General features: G+C 38.4%; 14 protein-coding genes, 1 pseudogene and 1 riboswitch. Of the genes and pseudogenes, 8 read left to right on the top strand and 7 right to left on the bottom strand.

What is annotated here, in order from left to right; genetic code table 11:
- Nucleotides 1-256: 256 nt before the first annotated feature.
- Together ACFIJ7_RS07830 and ACFIJ7_RS07825 are read right to left on the bottom strand one after the other, a co-directional pair.
- Nucleotides 257-463, bottom strand: coding sequence for a Trm112 family protein (locus ACFIJ7_RS07830; protein ID WP_375644964.1), 207 nt, complete (start codon nucleotides 461-463; stop codon nucleotides 257-259).
- A gap of 13 nt (nucleotides 464-476) precedes the next feature.
- Entirely contained in the window at nucleotides 477-1139 is a 663-nt protein-coding gene (locus tag ACFIJ7_RS07825; RefSeq protein ID WP_375644963.1) for an LON peptidase substrate-binding domain-containing protein, read from the bottom strand.
- A 450-nt stretch (nucleotides 1140-1589) separates the two neighbouring features.
- A riboswitch (glycine riboswitch) is annotated at nucleotides 1590-1687 on the top strand.
- A gap of 137 nt (nucleotides 1688-1824) precedes the next feature.
- Here ACFIJ7_RS07825 and gcvT point away from each other — a divergent pair.
- Genes gcvT through gcvP form a run of 3 tightly spaced genes read left to right on the top strand, consistent with a single transcriptional unit; the run spans nucleotide 1825 to nucleotide 6113 of the window.
- Nucleotides 1825-2937 (top strand): glycine cleavage system aminomethyltransferase GcvT, encoded by a 1113-nt coding sequence (gene gcvT / locus ACFIJ7_RS07820; protein ID WP_375636460.1) that lies wholly within the window; start codon nucleotides 1825-1827, stop codon nucleotides 2935-2937.
- Nucleotides 2938-2943: 6 nt separating this feature from the next.
- The gene (gcvH, locus tag ACFIJ7_RS07815; RefSeq protein ID WP_273723568.1) at nucleotides 2944-3312 is read left to right on the top strand and encodes a glycine cleavage system protein GcvH; all 369 of its coding nucleotides are present in this window, start codon (nucleotides 2944-2946) and stop codon (nucleotides 3310-3312) included.
- A gap of 5 nt (nucleotides 3313-3317) precedes the next feature.
- Nucleotides 3318-6113, top strand: coding sequence for an aminomethyl-transferring glycine dehydrogenase (gcvP, locus tag ACFIJ7_RS07810; protein ID WP_375644973.1), 2796 nt, complete (start codon nucleotides 3318-3320; stop codon nucleotides 6111-6113).
- Nucleotides 6114-7741: 1628 nt separating this feature from the next.
- Here gcvP and alr read toward each other — a convergent pair.
- Nucleotides 7742-8857: an alanine racemase gene (gene alr / locus ACFIJ7_RS07805; protein ID WP_375644962.1), complete on the bottom strand. Its 1116-nt coding sequence runs from the start codon at nucleotides 8855-8857 to the stop codon at nucleotides 7742-7744.
- Between the two features lie 1100 nt (nucleotides 8858-9957).
- Here alr and ACFIJ7_RS07800 point away from each other — a divergent pair.
- Entirely contained in the window at nucleotides 9958-10785 is an 828-nt protein-coding gene (locus ACFIJ7_RS07800) for a ferredoxin--NADP reductase (protein ID WP_375636462.1), read from the top strand.
- Nucleotides 10786-10800: 15 nt separating this feature from the next.
- Nucleotides 10801-11251 (top strand): annotated as a pseudogene (locus ACFIJ7_RS07795) (ferredoxin--NADP reductase); the annotation flags it as partial.
- Here the strand turns inward: ACFIJ7_RS07795 and eda are convergent.
- The gene (gene eda, locus ACFIJ7_RS07790; protein ID WP_375627437.1) at nucleotides 11230-11895 is read right to left on the bottom strand and encodes a bifunctional 4-hydroxy-2-oxoglutarate aldolase/2-dehydro-3-deoxy-phosphogluconate aldolase; all 666 of its coding nucleotides are present in this window, start codon (nucleotides 11893-11895) and stop codon (nucleotides 11230-11232) included. The pseudogene ACFIJ7_RS07795 and the gene eda sit on opposite strands and share 22 nt — an antisense overlap.
- 115 nt (nucleotides 11896-12010) lie before the next feature.
- Here eda and ACFIJ7_RS07785 point away from each other — a divergent pair, with 115 nt between their 5' ends.
- The 3 genes from ACFIJ7_RS07785 to ACFIJ7_RS07775 all read left to right on the top strand — a co-directional run bounded on the left by ACFIJ7_RS07785 (nucleotide 12011) and on the right by ACFIJ7_RS07775 (nucleotide 16425).
- Nucleotides 12011-12928, top strand: coding sequence for a rhodanese-related sulfurtransferase (locus ACFIJ7_RS07785; RefSeq protein ID WP_375636464.1), 918 nt, complete (start codon nucleotides 12011-12013; stop codon nucleotides 12926-12928).
- A gap of 1703 nt (nucleotides 12929-14631) precedes the next feature.
- Nucleotides 14632-15765: a type III PLP-dependent enzyme gene (locus tag ACFIJ7_RS07780; protein ID WP_015856754.1), complete on the top strand. Its 1134-nt coding sequence runs from the start codon at nucleotides 14632-14634 to the stop codon at nucleotides 15763-15765.
- A gap of 75 nt (nucleotides 15766-15840) precedes the next feature.
- Nucleotides 15841-16425, top strand: coding sequence for a GNAT family N-acetyltransferase (locus ACFIJ7_RS07775; protein WP_375644961.1), 585 nt, complete (start codon nucleotides 15841-15843; stop codon nucleotides 16423-16425).
- Between the two features lie 1099 nt (nucleotides 16426-17524).
- On the opposite strand, the gene ACFIJ7_RS07770 is transcribed toward ACFIJ7_RS07775, so the two are convergent.
- The 3 genes from ACFIJ7_RS07770 to ACFIJ7_RS07760 form a co-directional block, all read right to left on the bottom strand.
- Nucleotides 17525-19096 carry a DHA2 family efflux MFS transporter permease subunit gene (locus ACFIJ7_RS07770; protein ID WP_375644960.1) on the bottom strand — a complete coding sequence of 524 codons (1572 nt, stop codon included), beginning with the start codon at nucleotides 19094-19096 and terminating at the stop codon, nucleotides 17525-17527.
- 22 nt (nucleotides 19097-19118) lie between these two features.
- Complete coding sequence (locus ACFIJ7_RS07765; RefSeq protein WP_375636469.1) at nucleotides 19119-20213, bottom strand: HlyD family secretion protein; 1095 nt, start codon at nucleotides 20211-20213, stop codon at nucleotides 19119-19121.
- Nucleotides 20214-20368: 155 nt separating this feature from the next.
- Complete coding sequence (locus ACFIJ7_RS07760) at nucleotides 20369-20761, bottom strand: Fur family transcriptional regulator (RefSeq protein ID WP_015856750.1); 393 nt, start codon at nucleotides 20759-20761, stop codon at nucleotides 20369-20371.
- Nucleotides 20762-21024: the final 263 nt, after the last annotated feature.

The raw sequence follows: 21024 nt of genomic DNA, 5'->3' as shown, positions 1-21024 counted from the left end.
ATATTTAAAATTGTAACTATATGACTTTTATCCATTTATTGTGTATAGAAACGGAAGTTTCTTTTCGCATTCAGAAGCAAAAGACTTTTTAGAGTAAGTATAACATTGGGAGTTGGTAAAGAGAAATGCTGGTGCTGGCGTGTGGTGGATTAGCGTTTAAAATACCAATATTAAAAAGATTGCATGAGCAAAAGAGAGCGTTTCATAGAGCAGTAATTGATAACAGCTTTCTCCAGAAAAAATGAACGAAATTTTCTTATTTTTTATACGCTACGTTTTCATTGTTTTGCAAAGGGCGTGCTTCTGAGGCAAGCATAATGGGAACGCCATCACGAATAGGATAGGCAAGTTTGGCTTTGAGAGAAATGAGCTCTTGTTTTTCTCGGTTGTAAGAGAGTGTGCCTCTCGTTATTGGACAAACGAGCAATTCGAGCATTTTGGGGTCTGTGGTCATTTTTTTCATGTTTTGACATTTATTAGTTTAAACGGTAATCTGTACCTGTTTGTTTCATGAGTGAGCGTTCTGTTAATGCAAGAAGAGTTTGGGCACGGCTTTCGATATCTGGAGCTTCAAGGAGAGCTTGTTTTTCTGCTGGTGTAAAGGGGATAAGAGCTGAAAAAGCATTAACCAATATAGGTGTAGGGGCTTCTATGATACTGCTCCAATTATATTCCATTTCATGTATGGTTAGATATTTTTCTACAACGTCGAGTAAGCTCTCTCGGTTAATGCTTTCTTCAACATCAAATTCTTGCAAGTCTTTTATGTTTGATTGGATGAGAGCTGTTCGATAGGATTTTGTGTTTGTCAATTCTTGTTCTAAGGTGAAGCGGCAAACACCTTGTAAGATTATGAACAGTTGTCCATTTCCTGTTTCACTGTAGTTTGTAATGCGCCCTATACAGCCTGTTTTATAAAGTTGTGTAGAGAAGCGGTCTGTGTTCGATGAAAGTGGTTGAATAATGCCCAATAGACGATCAGTTACCATAACGTTTTCAATCATTTCAAGTGATTCTGGTTCAAAAATGTTGAGTGATAAAAAACCGCCGGGTAGTAAGAGTGCACCTTCTAAAGGAAAAAGGGCAATTTGCTTTGGAAGATCATTTTCGCAATTGTAAGAGATATTACCAGCTTTCATGAGTATTTTGTCACCTTTGTTCGGTAGTTTTAGTCTGTAAATAGTCGCAATTTATGACACTATTGAGAAAGCAGAAAACCTACTTCTTGTACATTAAAATCATACTTATAAAATACTTGAAGTCCTTATTCTAAAAAAAGAATATGAAACCCTATCTTTAAGGTTGAACTGCGCGAGAAAGAATATTGCTTTGCGATCTTTTTAGTGTGTGACGTTTTGCATGATTTTCAAGAGGTATTTTTGTTTATAGCTTTTGATTTTTGTCTTAAATTTCCTAAAATGTGTTCCTTGCAATTTTTGTAAGGTTCAAAAGGATAATGCTATTATAAATCTTTTGAAGCAGCTTACGCAAGTTTTAAAATGAGAACATTTTCATCACTTTACTAATGACAGTGTGATAAAGATAGGTTATAGGTTAGAACATGCTGGAAAGAGCGTTATCGTTTCTTTCATTCTTTTGCGGGAGAGTGCAGATTGCGAATTTTCGCATTGCCGCCGAAGGGGAAATAGCCCATAATCTCTCAGGCTTTAAGGACCGTAAAAGGAAGAAGGCAGATCTGGAAAGTCGGGAGAGCCCGCGCCGAAGGTGTAAGCGAAAAATCTTTTCGCGAGTCTCTCAGGTTGATGACAGAGGGGTGCAGAGACGGTCATATTCTGTGGGCGTTAGCGCAGCTTTGGAGTTATTATGGGCACAGCACAAGAAACATCTTTTTTAAAAACACTTCCTTTATATGATATGCATGAAAAAGCAGGAGCAAAATTTGGTGCTTTTGCGGGGTGGAACATGCCTTTAACGTATCCTCTTGGCGTTTTGAAAGAGCATCTTCATACGCGTGCACATGCGGGACTTTTTGATATTTCTCATATGAAATTGATTGCCGTTGAAGGGGCACAAGCCGTGGAATTTTTGTCCTATGCTTTTCCCATTGATGCAGCAGCTTTAAAGATTGGGCACTCACGGTATAATTACTTGCTTAATGAGCAGGCTGGTATTCTTGATGATCTTATCATTACCCGTTTGGAAGAGGACCGTTTTATGTTGGTCGCCAATGCTGGGAATGCACAGGCTGATTTTGTAGAATTGGAAAAGCGTGCGGTTGATTTTGAATGTCAAGTGATTGCTCTTGAAAGGGTATTGCTTGCTCTTCAAGGTCCTGAAGCGGCCGCTGTTCTTGCTGATGCCGATTTGCCAGGGAATGAATTGTTCTTTATGCAAGGATTCGAACCACAACAAGATTGGTTTATAACGCGTTCTGGATATACGGGAGAGGATGGTTTTGAAATTGCTTTGCCTATAGGGCATGCGCATATGTTGGCTGAAAAATTGCTGAGTGATTCTCGTGTTGAGTGGATTGGACTTGCAGCACGCGATAGCTTGCGGTTAGAAGCAGGGTTGTGTTTGCATGGAAATGACATTACCCCTGATACGACACCTATTGATGCGGCTCTAACATGGGCTGTTCCTAAAAGTGTTCGAGAAAAAGCACAATTTTATGGTGCGAAGGCTTTTCTTGAAGCGCTGCAAAAAGGACCTGCTCGTTGTCGTGTTGGATTAAAACCGCAAACGCGCCAACCTATTCGTGCTGGTGCGGTGCTTCTTGATGATCAAGGTAATGAGATTGGAGTTGTAACATCAGGTGGTTTTGGTCCTTCTTTTGATGGTCCTGTCGCGATGGGTTATGTTTCTGTTGATTGTAAAGTTGAAGGGACACAAGTCTTTACAGAACTGCGAGGCAAAAAGATTGTATTATCAGTTCATTCACTTCCCTTTGTTGAACAACGTTATTTTAAAGGATGATTTTTTATGTCTAAAACTTATTTTACACAAGACCATGAATGGCTTAGCGTTGAAGGAAAAGTGGTGACTGTTGGGGTTACGCATTATGCGCAAGAGCAATTAGGAGATTTGGTTTTTGTTGATTTACCACAAAGTGGGACAAAACTTTCCAAAGGAGAGGCAGCTGCTGTTGTGGAATCGGTGAAAGCCGCTTCAGATGTTTATGCTCCTCTTGATGGTGAAGTGGTCGAAATAAATGAAGCATTGGCTGATAATCCTGAATTGGTAAATCAGAAAGCCGAAACAGAAGGCTGGTTATGGAAAATGACATTGCAGGATGAGACACAACTGGAAGGGTTGTTGGATAAAGATGCTTATAAGGCTTTGATTGGATGAGTATCATGATCGAGCGTTCTTTTTCTTCTCGACATATTGGGCTGCGTCCTGATGAAACACAAAAAATGCTTGATGTTTTAGAGCTTGATTGTGTTGATACACTCATTTCTCAAGCTGTTCCACATTCTATCTATTTGGGACGTTCACTTAATTTACCAAAGGCTGCTAGTGAAGGACAAGCCTTGGAAGAACTCTCCAAGATGATGGAGCGTAATTGTGTGCACAAAAGTTTTATTGGGCAAGGATATCATGGAACTCATGTGCCCCCAGTTATTTTACGAAATCTGTTTGAAAATCCTGCTTGGTATACTGCTTATACGCCTTATCAAGCAGAAATTAGCCAAGGTCGTTTAGAACTTTTATTTTATTTTCAGACATTGGTGAGTGAACTCACAGGTTTGCCTGTTGCTGCTGCTTCCCTTCTTGATGAAGCAACAGCTTTAGCTGAAGCCAATGCCCTCGCTTTTCGCTTTTCCCGTGAGAAAAAGACGAAGATTTCTCTTCAGAGTCTTTTACATCCTCAGACTTTAAGTGTTGCGCAAACGCGTGCTGAAACACAAGGTATTTGTATCAGCCCAGAGAGGAAAATTTGTTCTAATACAGCGGCAATTGTTTTGTCTTGGCCAGATACAAAAGGTGCTTTTCATGATTACAGCGAGATCATAAAGGAGGCAAAGGAAAAAGGAGCTTTAGTTATTGTTGTGGCTGATCCTTTAGCACTTACCCTTATGGAGCCACCTGCTCAATGGGGGGCAGATATTGTTGTTGGCTCTATGCAGCGTTATGGCGTTCCAATGGGCTTTGGTGGTCCACATGCTGGTTACCTTGCAGTGAGTGATGCGTTAACGCGTCTTATTCCAGGGCGTATTGTTGGTCAATCCGTGGATACGAGAGGGCGTGTTGGTTTTCGTTTAGCTTTGCAAACACGTGAACAACATATTCGGCGCGATAAAGCGACGTCAAATATTTGTACAGCACAGGCTTTGTTGGCTAATATGGCAACCGCTTATGCTGTTTGGCATGGGCCGAAAGGTTTACAAGAAATTGCGCAGCGAATTCATCATTTAACATGTCGTTTTGTTGCTGGTTTAGAGGCTGCAGGTGTTTTTTGTGAAGGAGAATCTTTTTTTGATTGTGTAAGCATTGTTGTGAAGGGAAAAGCGAAAGAGATTGCACATCAAGCCAAAATGAGTGGACGCCTTATTCGTGTTCTCGATGATGACACCATTGCAATCAATTTTGATGAATTATCGACAGAAGAAGATGCTTGTGCTTTAGCGCAGCTTTTTGGGGCACAATTAGGCGATCAGGTTTCTCCACGACTCTTTGGCAAAAAGCGGAATGCTGCTTTTCTTTCCCAGCCTTTTTTTCATGCGGTTCATTCAGAGACAGATATGATGCGCTTTTTGCGTCGTTTGGCGGATAAGGATTTGGCGCTGGATCGTGCTATGATTCCTCTTGGCTCTTGTACAATGAAGCTTAATGCGGCGGCTGAATTGATGCCTGTAAGTTGGGCTAGTATGGCCAATATACACCCCTTTGTTTCACAAGAGGATGCAGCGGGTTATTTAGAGATGATTAATCAGTTAAATGCATGGTTGTGTGAAATTACAGGATTTGCGCAAGTTTCTTTTCAGCCAAATTCTGGTGCTCAAGGTGAATATGCGGGGCTTTTAGCTATCCGACGATATTACCAATCACGGGGAGAACATCAACGTACAGTTTGTCTTATTCCTGCATCTGCGCATGGTACCAATCCAGCTTCGGCACATATGGCAGGTATGGAAGTCGTTGTGGTAAAATGTTTAAGCGATGGTGATGTTGATGTAGACGATCTCAAAATGAAAGCGCAATTGCATAAGGATAAATTGGCTGCTCTCATGATTACTTATCCTTCAACACATGGTGTTTATGAGGAAAGCATTAAGGAAATTTGTTCTATTATTCATGAAAATGGCGGACAAGTTTATTTCGATGGTGCTAATCTCAATGCGCTTGTGGGGCTTGCTCGTCCTGCAGATATTGGCGCTGATGTTTGTCATATGAATCTTCATAAAACATTTGCCATTCCCCACGGAGGTGGTGGTCCTGGTATGGGACCAATTGGAGTTGCAGCGCATCTCAAACCATTCTTACCAGGGCATGAACAGGATGGGACAACACATGCGGTTTCGGCAACTCCTTATGGAAGTGCGTCTATTCTTGCGATTACATGGATGTATATTCGAATGATGGGGGCTGATGGCTTAAAATATGCAACACAAATAGCCATTTTAAATGCCAATTATATTGCTGCACGTCTTTCACCCGCTTATTCCATTCTTTATCGGGGCAAGCATGGACGTGTTGCTCATGAATGTATTGTGGATACACGTGTGTTGAAAGAGCAGTATGGGGTGAGTGTTGATGATATTGCAAAACGTCTCATTGATTATGGATTCCATGCGCCCACGATGTCGTTCCCTGTTCCGGGAACTTTGATGATTGAGCCAACGGAATCAGAACCAAAAGCAGAAATTGATCGTTTCTGTGATGCTTTACTCTCTATTGCTGAAGAAGCGAAGAAAGTTGGTCGTGGGATTTGGCCAAAAGACAATAATCCGTTGGTTAATGCCCCTCATACAGTGGCAGATGCTTTAGATGATGCTTGGGAACGACCCTATTCGCGACAAGAAGCTGCTTTTCCCAACAGTTCTCTTGATCCAGCCAGTAAATATTGGCCTCCTGTATCGCGTATTGATAATGTTGCGGGAGACAGAATGCTCATTTGTTCGTGTCCGCCATTGGGAAATACCTATTAAATAACAAATATGTATTTACTTTGTTTATTTACATAAACAAAAAAGCCCACACATTTTGTGTGGGTTTTTTACTTATTGATCATGTTATTATGGAGTTATTTGTCTATTTTCTAGAATTTTGCATAGTTTTTTATAACATGAGAAAAATCGGAAAAGTCGACAAAAAACTGTGTTTTGTGGGCAATAGGCATGCTCTCCTTTGCCTTCTACCGTATGACATGGTTTTAGTGACTAGGCGCATCGGTCTAGCCAGCTAATTCACGTAAACGAGAGTGAAACCTACGGGGGATAGGGTCCAGTCTGTTGCATGTGTTGTGACATACGACTCTCACTAAGGTGACTACGACCGGTTGCAGAAAGAATAAAATCAAATTTAGTGTTATCTGATGATAAAGCCCCGCGAAACTCTGTTGTTGCATGTTCTTAAGTCAAGCATTGTCTAAATATTTCTCTTTAATCTGCTTTTTATAAATATGACGCAAAAATACGTAAGAATACCTGTCAGAATGAGTAAATGCAAAACCAAATGTATTATGGTTGTTTTTTTACAGGGTGTCTTATAAAAAGCCGGCACATCTTTCCAATCCATTGTAGGTCAGTTTGTGACTTTACGGCGTTGTTTTCCTAAGAGCCCGTGTGTTTTAGCTGTTGCCTGTAAATCCACATCCAAACTTAACGCAGCGACATGTTTTAAGTCAGAGATTGAGACAAAAAAGAGCTTTATGAGTAGTTCAAGCTTTTGTATGCCAGATGATGGCGAGGGGATTGCGTATTTCTGTTGACGTAATCTTTGAAACTGGAAGACAATCTAATTTCAGAGAAATATAAAGCCGTAAAGGTGAAACTCAATCCTCAGTTTGTCATCTCCTTTTAATTCAGCTTTACGGCTTTCAGAAGCATCTAAAGCAATGTTTTTTTATAATGGGGATTACATATTGTCCCATGCTTTTATTTATTGTGTTCTTAATGGGATACCCTCATGTAAAACAGAACACTCCAAAAAGAATATACTTTGGTTGTTAATTCACGTGTTTGTTTTAAAGAGACATTTCGCTCCCAATCCCATTTCGCGACGGCGCTCGTGAATGGTACAACGATAAATCTATTGAGAGAGCTCCCAATCTTTACGCTCTATGAAGGAAGAAGTTGGCACTATCATACACTTTGCCAGCCGCTTAATGTTATAGCTTTTGGTACTTGAGATGGTTCATAAGAGGTATTATTCCTTTCTTAAATCATTTTTATCTATACATAGTCCAGTTTGTGGTACGCAAGCGAATGATTTTGATTGCTTCACTATGAACAAAACTGAAAATAAGAGAAACTTATGAGACTGGATGTTTTGTTTGATATATAGAGAATTAATACTTTAGTTTAATTGGGCATTTAATTTTAAAAACTTTGCAGTAGATTCTTTTTTGTCAATTTGTGGGAAAAAGGCTAAGCTTTTGTATTTTGGGTGAAAGCTACTTCCATAAAACAGTTCATCAACTTGTCTATTTTGAGATTTCTGTGAATGTGCGGTGTCTATGATCATTCTATGTGATTGATTGTTGTAAAATCTTTCATAAAAAACCCTCAATTTTCTAAAATGATGATTTTTATCAATTTATTTCTTTAAAGAGTTTTTATGTGTAAATGTATTTATAGCGGGAGCCAAGAGATGTTAGAATTTCATTGGGAAGGGTATCGGCATCTATAGATACTCTTTCAAGTGTTTGATGGGGTCCAATGAGTTCTACCCAGTCACCTGTTTGAGGTTTTTGATCAAGATCGGTCGTATCTACAATAATGGAATCCATAGAAACCCGCCCAACCATGGGAAGTTTATACCCGTTGAAATAAACTGTTCCTTTATTCGAAAGAGCACGGAGCCAGCCGTCTGCGTAGCCTATAGAAATGGTTGCAAGAGTGCTTGGTCTGTTGGTTATAAAGCTTTCTCCATAACCAACAGGTGTGCCTATATCAACAACGCGGTTTTGAATGACTTGGGCTTCAAGTTTTAAAACAGGTTTCAGAGGTGATGGGTGTTTCCCCCGCGGATCAACTCCGTAAAGTGCAATGCCGGGGCGAACAAGATCAAAATAAAAATCTGATCCTAGAAAGATACCTCCAGAATTGGCAAAGGAAACTTTGCAAGCAGGCAATTGCGCAAGGATGGTTTTTAAAGTAGCCAATTGGGCATAATTGGATGGGTGGGTATCATCTTCTCCGTTAGAAAGATGACTGAGAATATATTTTATTTCTGCTTTTTCGAAAATTGTAGGGTGTTTGATGAGTTTTTGTAATTCTTTTTGATCCAGTCCTAATCGGTTCATATGGGTATCGATTTGAATAATTGCTGGAAATTTTTTATCTTTTTTTTGACAAATTTTTTGCCAATTTTCAATGGCATTCCAAGAGTTTAGAACAGGAACAATACCAGATTGTGCGACAAACTCTTCTGCTAAGTGTGGAAGTCCATTCAGAACGGCAATCGTGACATGTGATGGTAAGATGCTTTTTAATTGGAGGGCTTCTATGATTTGGGCGACAAAAAAAGTGCGACAACCAGCTTGATAAAGGGCAGGAGCAATTTTGTGAGCTCCTAATCCATAGGCATTTGCCTTTACAACTGCTGAACATTGTGTTGGAGCTACACGTTTGGCTAAAGTGATATAATTGGAAACAATGGCACTGACATTGATGGTTGCTACAGCTACATAGAGTGATGTATTGATTTCATCATTAACGGATTTTTTCATTTTAAAAGCTTATCTGTGTTCGTGAAATACGGAGTTTTTGGGTTATTTCATTGAGGTTCTTTACGATATAGGGAAAGACACTACTTTCTATGGTTAAAATCATAAGGAGCTTATACTGAATTACGCACCATTAAAGTCGTTTTTTTATGTAAAATGCTACTCTGGATATAAGAGATATTTTAGTTTTATTTGTGTTGTTAGAAACACGGTATCTTCTAATAATTTGTAAGACATAGACTTTTGTTTTTTACTTATTTTCCCTAGTTGAGGCATATAAAAAATAGAACATAGTTTATTGTATTGTATCATTTTGAAGAGTGCAATATTAGGCTGTTGTTGCTGGTGCGATTGTTTTGATTAAACATTGCATTGGCTGCTTATTCAGAGAAGGTAAAATGATTAAATTAACCACTCTAAATCAATGCATTACAAGTTTTCTATCATGGGGGGAAGATCACTTATCTGTGCAATTTTGGATGTCGTCTCATGCACTTAAAGTTATTTTTGTTAAATAGAAAACAGTGTGTAAACACTTTCTGATATATTAAAAACTGTTGATTTAGAAAGCCCGTTGATTTGGATATTGTCGATTTTCAAGATGGATTGGGTATCCAATATTTACTTTCTATTGTTTGATTGGTTTTTAGTGAAATCAATTTTGTCGCTTATAGAGCGCGTTAGACTCTTTTATTTATGGATATTTATGGAAAGCGCAGTGTAAAAAGGTCAGTAACGAAAACAATAGATGTAATGCCGGAAATCTTGTTGAAGATTCGTGCGGTTATCGTTCAATCAACAAAAATTTTATCTCTCTTATTTGAAGGTTTTAGGTCATAAGTTTTGTTAAGCGAGAGAGTGTTATAGCGTTACAATGGAAATATGCATTATGTGTTAAAGGGGAAAAGAGTACCGTGATTGTTTAATACTCAATGTTTTTGTTTTTCTTTGAATGTGATTTGTATTCGTATTTTCCTCATTCGTTTAATAAAGTGTTAATCTTGAGATTTTTGTTTTAAGAAAATTGTTGGCAGATGGTTATGCAAGTACTATATCACGTCAAGGATTCGAAATTTAACGTTCAATAAAATATGGGGAAGAGTATGAATACGTCTGCTACCAATGTTCCGTCAAACATCAGTAGCGTTGCAAATTTTCCGATTCCTGAGAATGTGTTCGCCCTTACTGTCCAAGAGGTTTGTCACTATACAGATCGGTTATTTAAATTTCGTTTGAATCGTCCGGATAGTTTTCGTTTTCGTTCGGGTGAGTTTGTTATGATCGGTTTGCCAAATGCAGAAAAGCCGATTTATCGCGCTTATTCGATTGCAAGTCCTTTTTGGGACGAACAGCTTGAGTTTTTTTCGATAAAAGTTCCAGAGGGACCTTTAACCGAGCATCTCCAAAAAATTAAAATTGGTGATACAGTTCTCATGCGTAAAAAATCTACAGGAACACTGGTTCTTGATGCTCTTATTCCTGGAAAACGTCTTTATCTTCTTTCAACTGGGACGGGGGTTGCTCCTTTTGCAAGCCTTATTCGTGATCCTGAAACTTATGAAAAATTTTCAGAAGTTGTCCTTATTCAAACAACGCGTGAGCAGAGTGAGTTAGTTTATGCAAAAGATCTTGTTTCCTCTTTGCAACAAGATCCACTCATTGGAGAGTATGCACAACAGTTGAGATTCTATCCTATGACTACTCGTGAACCTTCTGAGCATATGGGCCGTATTACGACTGTTATGGAAAGTGGGGACTTTTTTGAAACAACTGGACTTCCTAAAATTCATCCTGATGAAGATCGGGTGATGATTTGTGGTTCCATGGCAATGTTAAAAGATTGCGCAAGGATGTGTGAAAGTTTTGGTCTTGTTGAAGGGGCTAATAATGCTCCTGCTACTTATGTTGTAGAGCGCGCTTTTGTGGAGTAATGAGTGGAAAAGTTGAGGCTTTATCTTCTTTCAAACCGGTACGGTTTTTTTCCTTTTGCAAGCTTTATTCGTGATCTTGGCACTTATGAAAAATTTTCAGAAGTTGTCCTTACTTTAAATAATGCGTGAGCAGAATGAGTTAATTTATGCAAAAGATCTTTTTCCTCTTTGCAACAAGATCCACTCATTGGAGTATATGCACAACAGTTGAAATTTTATTTTATGACCACTCGTGAGCTTTCTGAGCATATGGGGCGTATTACGACTGTTATGGAGAGTAGGTGCTTTTTTGAAACAAGCGGCTTTGAAACAATAGCACTCTCCTAAATTCATCTCGATGAAGATCGGGTGATGATTTGTGATTTTATGACAATGTTAAAGATTGCGCAAGGATGTGTGAAAGCTTTGGTCTTGTTGAAGGGGCTGATGTTCTTGCATTTTACATTATATTGTAGAAAGAGCTTTTTTCGAGGGAGAGGGAAGTTGTGATGCAGTATATGCTAATGCAGTAATCGAATCCCAATCACTTATTGCAATGAGTTGTTGGGGCGCTATCCAAGAACCGCCAACGCAGAAGACGTTAGGCAGTTGGAGCCATTGTGTTGCACTTTTTTGTGTAATACCGCCTGTTGGGCAAAACCGGATATCAGAGAAGGGAGATGCTAAAGCTTCGATGAAGGCAATACCTCCAGCGGCTTCAGCTGGGAAAAATTTGAGATATGAATAGCCTTTGTTTAATGCTTGCATGAGTTCACTTGGGGTCATTGCAGCGGGAAGAAGGGGAATTTCACTATTTTTTGCACAATTGATTAATTCATTTGATAATCCGGGGCTTACAATAAACTTGGCTCCCGCTTGTTCGGCTTTTTCGTAATGTGTTGTGTTGAGAATTGTTCCGGCTCCAACAATTGCTTCAGGGACTTCTTGTGTAATTTTCTGAATTGCTTTGAGGGCATTTGGTGTTCGCAAGGTGATCTCAATTGTTTTTAATCCGCCTTTGACAAGAGCGCGTGTTAAGGGTACAGCACTTTGTAGATTGTCAATGAGCAAAACAGGTATAACAGTTTGTCCTTGGAGATATAGTAAAAGCTTTTCTCTTTTTTGGCACATGATATTTTTTCTTCTTGGAGATGATATTATTTGTATCGTTTGATTAAGCACAATATGTTAAAGAGTACATGAATAAATCTTGAAATTGAATGAAACGCGCGTTATGGCAAAACACATGGAAAAGAATTTTAAAGTTGCTGCACTTTATTGCTTTGCAGATTTGAAGCATTATCATCAATTACAAAAACCTTTGCAGGATTTATGTCAAGCAAAGGATATCAAAGGCACTCTGCTTTTAGCACAAGAGGGAATTAATGGAACGGTTGCTGGTTCTTGTGCTGCGATTGAGGCATTGGTGGATTTTATTACGGCTGAGCCAGCGTTTCAAACGCCGGAGATTAAATATTCATGGGCATCAAAAATGCCTTTTCATCGCATGAAAGTGCGGTTGAAAAAAGAGATTGTGACAATGGGGGTTGAAGGTGTTGATCCGCTAAAAGTTGTTGGTACTTATGTGGATCCTGAAGATTGGAATGCTCTTATTCAAGATGAAGAGACAATTTTGATCGATACGCGTAATGATTATGAATATGCGATTGGGAGTTTTCAAGGAGCGATTGATCCGCAGATTAAAACATTTCGCGAATTTCCTGAATGGGTGCGTCAACATGAAGCTGATTTAAAGAAGAAAAAGAAAATTGCTATGTTTTGTACAGGCGGTATTCGGTGTGAAAAATCAACAGCTTATGTACGTGAACTTGGTTATGAGCAGGTGTACCATCTAAAAGGAGGTATTTTAAAATATTTAGAAAAAATTCCAAAAGAGGAAAGTTTATGGTGGGGTGAGTGTTTTGTTTTTGATGAGCGTGTTTCTGTTCAACATGGTCTTGAAGAATGTGGACGCGAATTATGTCGCGCGTGTCGTTCTCCTCTTAATGCTGAAAGCAAATTATCGTCTCATTATGAGGAAGGTGTTTCCTGTGATGCTTGTTATAACACGCGTAGTGAAGCCGATAGAGAGCGCTTTCGTGAGCGCCATAGGCAGTTTCAATTGTTGAAGTTGCGTGCTATTGATTCTCATCAAGGGACATAAGGATAGCGCAGTGTAGGGCTGTAAATTTTAGCGTTTTTCTCTTAAATTTAAGAGAAAAGAGTTTTTTGATATTGGTAGAAAAATATTCTATAAGACCGGATATTATTCGGTCTTTTTGTCTATGTTAAATTATTTGATTTATAAATAATCATTATAGATCGTTTGCTCTCCTTACATTTTATAGGATTGAGTTTTTAAATACTTTTCATTTTAAAATAGAAACTTTCTTCACCAACAGCGCAGGGGAGGGAGATTCATAGCTTAAGAGAAAAGCGTATGAATAAGATGTGATTAATAAGAGGAGATGAAAAAGCAGATGCTAGGTGGGAAAAATAAAATGATAATAGGAGTTTATGATTCCAAAGTTTAATATAATACATTAATTTATAATGATAAATTATTTTTATTTGAATAAAAGAGTTAAATATTGTGAACTTTATTGCTTTCAAATTAGATGAGAACAAATCACCTAAAACTCATTCACCTGTACGTTACAAATGGGAGAAACGTGTGGACAAAAATCATTTTAGATAAGGTGTTATGAAACATTTCAATGTAGGAGTTTCTGCAATATTGGGAGTTGGCAGATAGAATGGGGGCACAGGCTTGTACTTTCATAAGTATAAAGAGGGTGCGATGTAGTTAATCTATACTACACAAGCTATATTATATGGGGAATTTTCATGATATTTTGCTTAAGCGATGCTGTGAAATGAATGTGGAAACAGGGATGTTTTTTTAGGATGTCAATAAGAAAGATAATGGTATTTGTTGGAGGAAGGACATCGTTATCTTTAAAAATGATAGTGCTTCAGTCGTTACTATCCCCAGTTTTCAATGTTGGTCATCCTTGCATTTGAGAGGATATATAAGAGGTTCCCCTTTTTTCAGTTGTTTTTTATTTGTAATGCGCAAAAGAATGATCTTAACGAATTCATTGTAAGAGGGTTGAAATAAGAGAATTTTATGATGAGATTGTTGTTTAAGGGCAAAATAATAAATTATCATTATAAATTAATGTGTTGAGTAATTTACTTTGCGTTATTTTCTGCTGCGGATATTAGGAGATAGAATAGGGCAAAGAAATGAGGGGCTTTAAAAGCAAGACAGTGATTTATGTTGCACGGATGATGTAAGGGGTGTCATCTCATGAAAGCGGATGGATAGCTTTGTCTGGTGGAAGAGAGTGTTGTTTTTTCGCATCATTTTATCTTTAAGAATTAAAAAATGTTTAAAATTAAAAAAATGATTGAAATGAGCAAGAATTCGTTTTATAGGATGCATTGCCCAAAGTCGCACGTGCCTGTGGGTGTCCGCTGGTTCTCAAATGGTGAGATTAACCGGTACGGTACCTGGAACTAACCGCTCCAGTCATTCTTACAGCCAATTGCAAGAATGAGGACATCTTGAAGCAACGACGGTGCGGGCCTTTCTGGTGTCTTCCAGTTTTAAATACTGGGATAACTATAGAGGCACACCTCATTGCCTTCAGTGCGGAAGTGGTTTTCTCAACTCCAATCAAAAAGGCAGATAAAATAGAATGACGCGGCTTCGCGCTGTTCTTTCGCTGCATACAATGCTAATTTCTGGTTTTTTGTAATCAGAATGGGGATAGTTGTTGTGTGTTTTTTGTCCTTTAGCTTTTGGCAGTTTTGGCTGTCCAAGCATAGAGTGGGGGAGCTTTCCCTCAAGGAGAATTGCAGATGGCAACGCAACGTATTCGCGATTTTCTTGCAACACATCGTTCTGAAGGTCCATGCTTAATTGTTGACCTTGATGTTGTTCGTGACAACTATTTAAATTTTGAAAAAGCTCTGCCGCAGTCGCGTATTTTTTACGCAATAAAGGCAAATCCAGCACCTGAAATCTTGCGTTTGCTTGCTTCTTTAGGATCTTCTTTTGATGCGGCTTCTGTTGCAGAAATTGAAATGGCTTTAAAAGCAGGAGCAACGTCAGAGCGTATTTCTTTTGGGAATACGATTAAAAAAGAACGTGATATTGCACGAGCATATGCATTGGGTGTTTCACTTTATGCAGTTGATTGTGTTGAAGAAGTGGAAAAAATTGCGCGTGTTGCTCCAGGAGCACGTGTTTTTTGCCGTGTTCTTACCGATGGAAAAGGTGCAGAGTGGCCATTGTCACGCAAATTCGGTTGTGTCCCTGCTATGGCGGTTGATGTTCTAAGACGGGCACACCAATTGGGTTTGCAAGCCTATGGTGTTTCTTTTCATGTTGGGTCTCAGCAGGTTGATCTGAGTGCGTGGGATCGTGCTTTATCGGATGCTGCTACAGTTTTTAAGCGTTTGGAACAAGAAGGCATTTCGCTGAGGTTGGTGAATATGGGGGGCGGTTTTCCAACGCGTTATTTGAAAGATGTCCCTACAGAACAAGCTTATGGTACAGCAGTTTTTGATTCATTGAAAAAGCATTTTGGTAATCGTATTCCTGAGACGATTATTGAGCCTGGGCGTGCGATGGTTGGTAATGCTGGTGTTATTCGTACAGAAGTGGTTCTGATATCTAAAAAAGCTGATAATGATAATGTACGATGGGTTTATCTTGATATTGGAAAATTTAATGGTCTTGCTGAGACTATGGATGAAGCCATTCGTTATCCTATTGAGACACCTCATGATGATAAGGTTATGGAGCCTTGTATTTTGGCTGGACCAACATGCGATTCGGCAGATGTTCTCTATGAAAAAACACCTTATCCGCTTCCTCTATCCCTAACGATAGGAGATGAAATATTGATTCATGGGACGGGTGCTTACACAACAACTTACGCATCGGTTGCTTTTAATGGTTTTGAGCCTTTACGATCATATGTGATCTGAGGTTTCCTTTTAACTATAGGTTTTTTAGATTTTTTGCTATGCTCGTCATGGCGCTATAAGAGGGCGGTCATTGAGATGAACATGATGAATTTTCAAACAAAAGATGGGGCATGTTTTACACTTTTATTGGAGCAAGAAGCAGATAAGCCTTATCGAGAAATTTTGCTTGATTCAACGATGGGGTATGGACGTAAACGTAAATCATCAGAGGCTTTACGTCGTGGTCGGTTAGCTGCTCAAGGACTTTCTTTTGTGGTTAAAAATGCGCTTGGAGAGCTTGTGGGAAGTGTCCGTCTTTGGCATGTTTCTTTTTCTAAAGGAAAAAATAAAACACAACATGCTTTACTTTTGGGCCCCTTGGCTGTTGCATCTGAATGTGCTGGTCTGGGAATAGGATCAATTTTAGTCCGCCACGCAATTGAAACAGCAAAAAAATTGGGATATGGCGCCATTTTGCTGGTAGGGGATTTTGAATTTTATCAACGTTTTGGCTTTTCAAATAGTTTAACAGAAAATTTGGCAATGCCTGGTCCTTATGAAAAGCATCGCTTTCAAGCGTTGGAACTGATACCACATTATCTTTCTGGGTGTTATGGCACTTTAGTTCCTAGGGGAGAACGAGAAGTTTCGAATCGTTTTCAGCATCATAAAGTGGCTTGAAGATAGTGTTTAAATTTGTTTTTCAACAGCTGGCGTTGAGGAGAGCATACTATTCTGACTAGTGCCAAAGTATTTAGCGGTACAAAGTTTTGGGGAGTTGTATTGCGATTTTATTATATGGCTTTTTCTTTATGTGGCTGGTTTCTTATTTTTGATAATTTCAGTTAAGTGAGTAGGAATATATTTAAAGCTCATTTTTTTGGAATAGCGTCCTGTTTTATAATATTAAGGAACCGGATTTTTGAGTGGTCTTGTATTCTTTTAAAGCCGGTATCATCATGCAGTTTTCCAGTTTTCAATATCGTTGGTAGATCATGCATCGAAACGGTTGGATATTTTACTTTTTTCTTAAGCAGTTTTTATCTCTTTGCTTTTTATGTGCAAGGGAATAGTTTTGATTGATTCAATAGAGAGACATTTTGAGAAATTTTATACAATTTTAGCGCTTGTTCAAAGAGTATAAAAAATAAAATTATATGTTCAAAAGCAACTTTTTTGAAAAAAATATATCATTATTTTTTTTGCTATAAAGGTAGATCGTTTTGCAATTGGCATGAGAGTATCAAATACAAAATGATTTTCTCATGTAAAATTTTGTATCCAGAATCAAAAAAATGTTCTCCTACATATTATAAGGGAAATAGGTGAATGAATAAAAATCACAAGAATCATCAATCTTTTATGAATATTCTTGTGAGAATCAAAAGAGTGAAGGGCAAAGAATCTTACAGAATAGTTTTTATGAGGATAGTAGCGTAAAAGGGGGGGTAGATAGATGAGAGATTTAATGACAGGCGCAAATATTGTTTTAATGTTTTTTGCCCTACGGTGGTAAATCAAAAATCCTATAGAAATAGCTGCTTTATCTTTATGGTGTGGAGCACTTTAGATAAGCTCTTTGTTTATTATCATCCAAAACAATTCTTGTATGCGAGAAGTTATTTTTAAGTGCGTAAAGAGCCCGCATTGAAAAGAATTTTTATCAGAAGAATCATTTAGAATCATATGTTGATTTATACTGTCTCTTGAGAAGAGATAAAGTGCATAGGAAGCGAGGAAGGTGATAAAGATAAAAAATATTTCTCAATTTTAATTAAGCTTAGTGACTTGGTGGTGCATCCATGAGAGGTGGTATTTTTTTAAGAAAAATGGTCATAAATGTCAAAATAACAAAGATAATGGTCATAATAAAGAAAATATCACTAAAAGCCATAATCGTTGCTTGTATGCGTACCATACCAAACAATTGAGAAAGAGCAAGAGTATACGAATCAAAGGTTTCTGTTTTGAAAAATAAAGTAAGCTTTGAAAGCATTTCAGTTGCTTGTCTGTTTGCGTGGTTAAGCGTTTCGGCTATTCGTTCATAATGGAAGTCTGTGCGTTTTGTCATGAGAGTGCTGATAATCGCAAGCCCTACAGCACCACCTAGATTCCGTGTGAGATTAAAGAGTCCAGAAGCATTTTGCATTCGTTCTGGCGGGAGTGTTCCCAAGGCAATATTATTAACAGGAACCATACATAACATCACAGAAGCACCACGGAAAACTTGCGGCCAAAAGAGTTGCCAAAAATCCCAGTTATCTGTGATAGAGCTCGCCATCCAAGTGCCTATTGCAAAACCCAAAAGTCCTATTGCCATCATTAAACGTGCATCCATTCGGGCTGAAAGAAATCCAGCAAGCGGAGCAGTTAATAACATGGCGAATCCTGAAAGAAACAATGTTTCTCCAATCATGAGGGCATCATAATGGCGGATTTGGCTTAAATAGACAGGATAAAGATATGTGAGTCCATAAAGACCTATTCCCAGTGCAAAGGAAAAAATGGATGCAGCAGAAAAATTAAAATTAGAAAAAGTAGAGAGATCTACAATGGGTTCTTTTGCTGTAAAAGCACGCCAGAAGAATAAGACTGCAGCAAGAATCATGATAATGAAAAAATCCCGAATCAGCCTATCACTCAGCCAATCATGACGTGCTCCTTCTTCTAGAACATACTCTAAAGTTCCCAAGAAAGTAGCCATAGAAATGAGGCCTAACCAATCAAATTTCTTCATTAAAGAGGGATCAGCTTTATCAAAATCAATTAATTTCCAAGCGAGAATTGAGATGATAATCCCGAAGGGTACATTGATGAGAAAGAGCCAATGCCACGATGAGAGATGACAAATATAGCCTCCCACGGTTGGACCAATGGTGGGGGCTAATGTTGCGACCAGTCCGACGATAGGGGTAACAATGGGACGTTTGGAAGGAGGAAAAAGGACATAGGAGGCAACAAAAACACTAGGGATAATTCCACCACCAATAAAACCTTGTAGTGCGCGATACAAAATCATCTCTCCAATAGATGTTGCCGTTGCACAAAGAACAGAAGTAATCGTAAAACCGATAGCTGATAAGGTAAAGAAAACACGTGTTGAAAGCAATCGTCCTAAAAATCCAGAAAGCGGCAACATGATGACTTCAGCGATGAGATAGGAAGTTTGAACCCATGAAATTTCTTCAGAGCTTGCTGCAAGACCCGCTTGAATTTCAGCTAAAGAAGAGGAAACGATTTGGATATCTAAGATTGCCATAAACATGCCAAAAGACATAGCAATAAAAACTATAATTTTGTGCATTCCGATGCGTTCTTGAGATTGTATGGGCTCTGGTATGGAAGATGTCATAGTAAGATCTTCTACTTTTTTGTTATAAGAGACTTTTATCTTGTGGCTTTGTACGTGTATCAACTTTCACTGAAACACTCATCCCTGCTCGGATATGTCCGGTTTTTAAGACTTCTTCTGGAATAGAAATACGTACGGGAATGCGCTGGACAATCTTTGTAAAGTTACCAGTAGCATTTTGTGGAGGCAAAAGAGAAAAAACAGCGCCTGTTGCGGGCGAAATAGAAAGCACGTTTCCTGTAAAAAACTCCTTTTTGAATGCATCAATAGCAATATAAGCCTTTTGTCCTGCGTGAATATTTTGCAACTGTGTTTCTTTATAGTTGGCTTCAATATAAAGTGCATGTATGGGGACTAACGCCGCAAGACGTTGGCCATTTACAACAAAATCTCCCGTTTTTGCTGTTAAATTTCCTATAACGCCATCAAATGGCGCTCGTATAACGGTCGAATCAAGATCACGTTGTGCTTTTTCACGCGTGAGTTCTAAACTCTTTGTTTGGCTTTCTATTTCACTTCGTTGCGCTTCTAGCACTCGGATATTCGCACGTGCTGCAGCCATTTGTGCGTCCGCTCTGTTAACATTCGCAACGGCTTGTTCATAAGCTGATTTGGCATCATCAACCTCGGATTGAGGAGCATAACGATTTTTTTTCAGTTCTGTTACACGTTTTAAGGTGAGTTGTGCATTGGTTGCTATGGCTGAAGCGGCTGCTTTTTGTGCTTTTGCATCATCTAAAGCACTATGAGCGGCTGTGATTTGTGCATCAATGCGTAGAAGTGTTTTTTTCTGTGTGTTAAGATGTGCGTCTGTTTGATCCAAGGCTATTTGATAATCACCGTTGTCTAGGTAAAATAAAACATCGTTCTTTTTTACAACTTGGTTGGCTTTAATGGCAATTTTTTCAATATATCCATTTAATTTAGTCGCAATAGCTGCTATATCCCCTTGCACGTAGGCATCGTCAGTGGAGAGTATATAACGCCATTGCGTTATATACTTATAGCTAAACCAAAGCACAGAAAGTGCAAAGACAATAAGAAGAGCTTTGATTACTTTCTTTTGTTGCGTTTTATTGAAGTTTTTGGTTGAAAAAATTGTCTCAGTTACGGACATGATTTTATACTTTCAATATTTATGTTCCACTGAGTATAATAAACCCATCACTATAGACTAGGGTGATATACATGCAAGGACGATAAGAGCTTTTCAAGCAATAAGATGATTTTTGAAACATAATGCTAAAAATATGAACTTGCAAGTTCAAGGTCTTATTTTGTTACGCATTTTTTACAAAGGCCTCGTACTTCTAGGGTGCTTTTGTGGGCTTGGAAGTCAACAGCTTGAACCATCTGTTTTAAACTCGATACAATCGTTTGATTTTGTATTTCGTTGACTGTACCACAGTTTTCGCAAATTATAAACGTTGTAAGTTCATGTTGACAGTTTTCAGGGTGTAAACAGACCATAAAGGCATTTACACTTTCAAGACGATGAATACACTTTAACTGTACGAGTTTTTCTAACGCACGATAAACTTGGAGAGGTGCACGAAAACCTTCTTCGCGTAAGTGATTGAGAATCGCATAAGCACTTAAAGGCCCTTTTGCATTTTTTAAAGTGTTTAAAACCAATGTTTGGTTACGCGTCAGTTTAGATGACATTGACATCTTCCTTTTGCTCTTATGGCAAAGCATAAAGCGTGTAAGAGGTTTATGCAATGGTGATTATAGAATATGTACTCTATCTTTAGCCTTATTGTGATATGTAAGAAAAGTTGCAATCGTTGTGAGGAGAGGGGTATTATAATCTGAAAGCCGCTGTTATCTAGCAAGGAACTTTTTATACGCTTTTTATTTTAGTGTAATGTATTGAAATACAACCAGTTGTTTATGTTATTTTATTTTAAAAAAAAGTAAAAAATGAT

The organism is Bartonella sp. MR100HLJHH (genome assembly GCF_042194215.1).
GTDB lineage: Bacteria > Pseudomonadota > Alphaproteobacteria > Rhizobiales > Rhizobiaceae > Bartonella > Bartonella grahamii.
The sequence above is the reverse complement of the archived record's forward strand: the minus strand, read 5'-3'. Positions and strand labels throughout refer to the sequence as shown.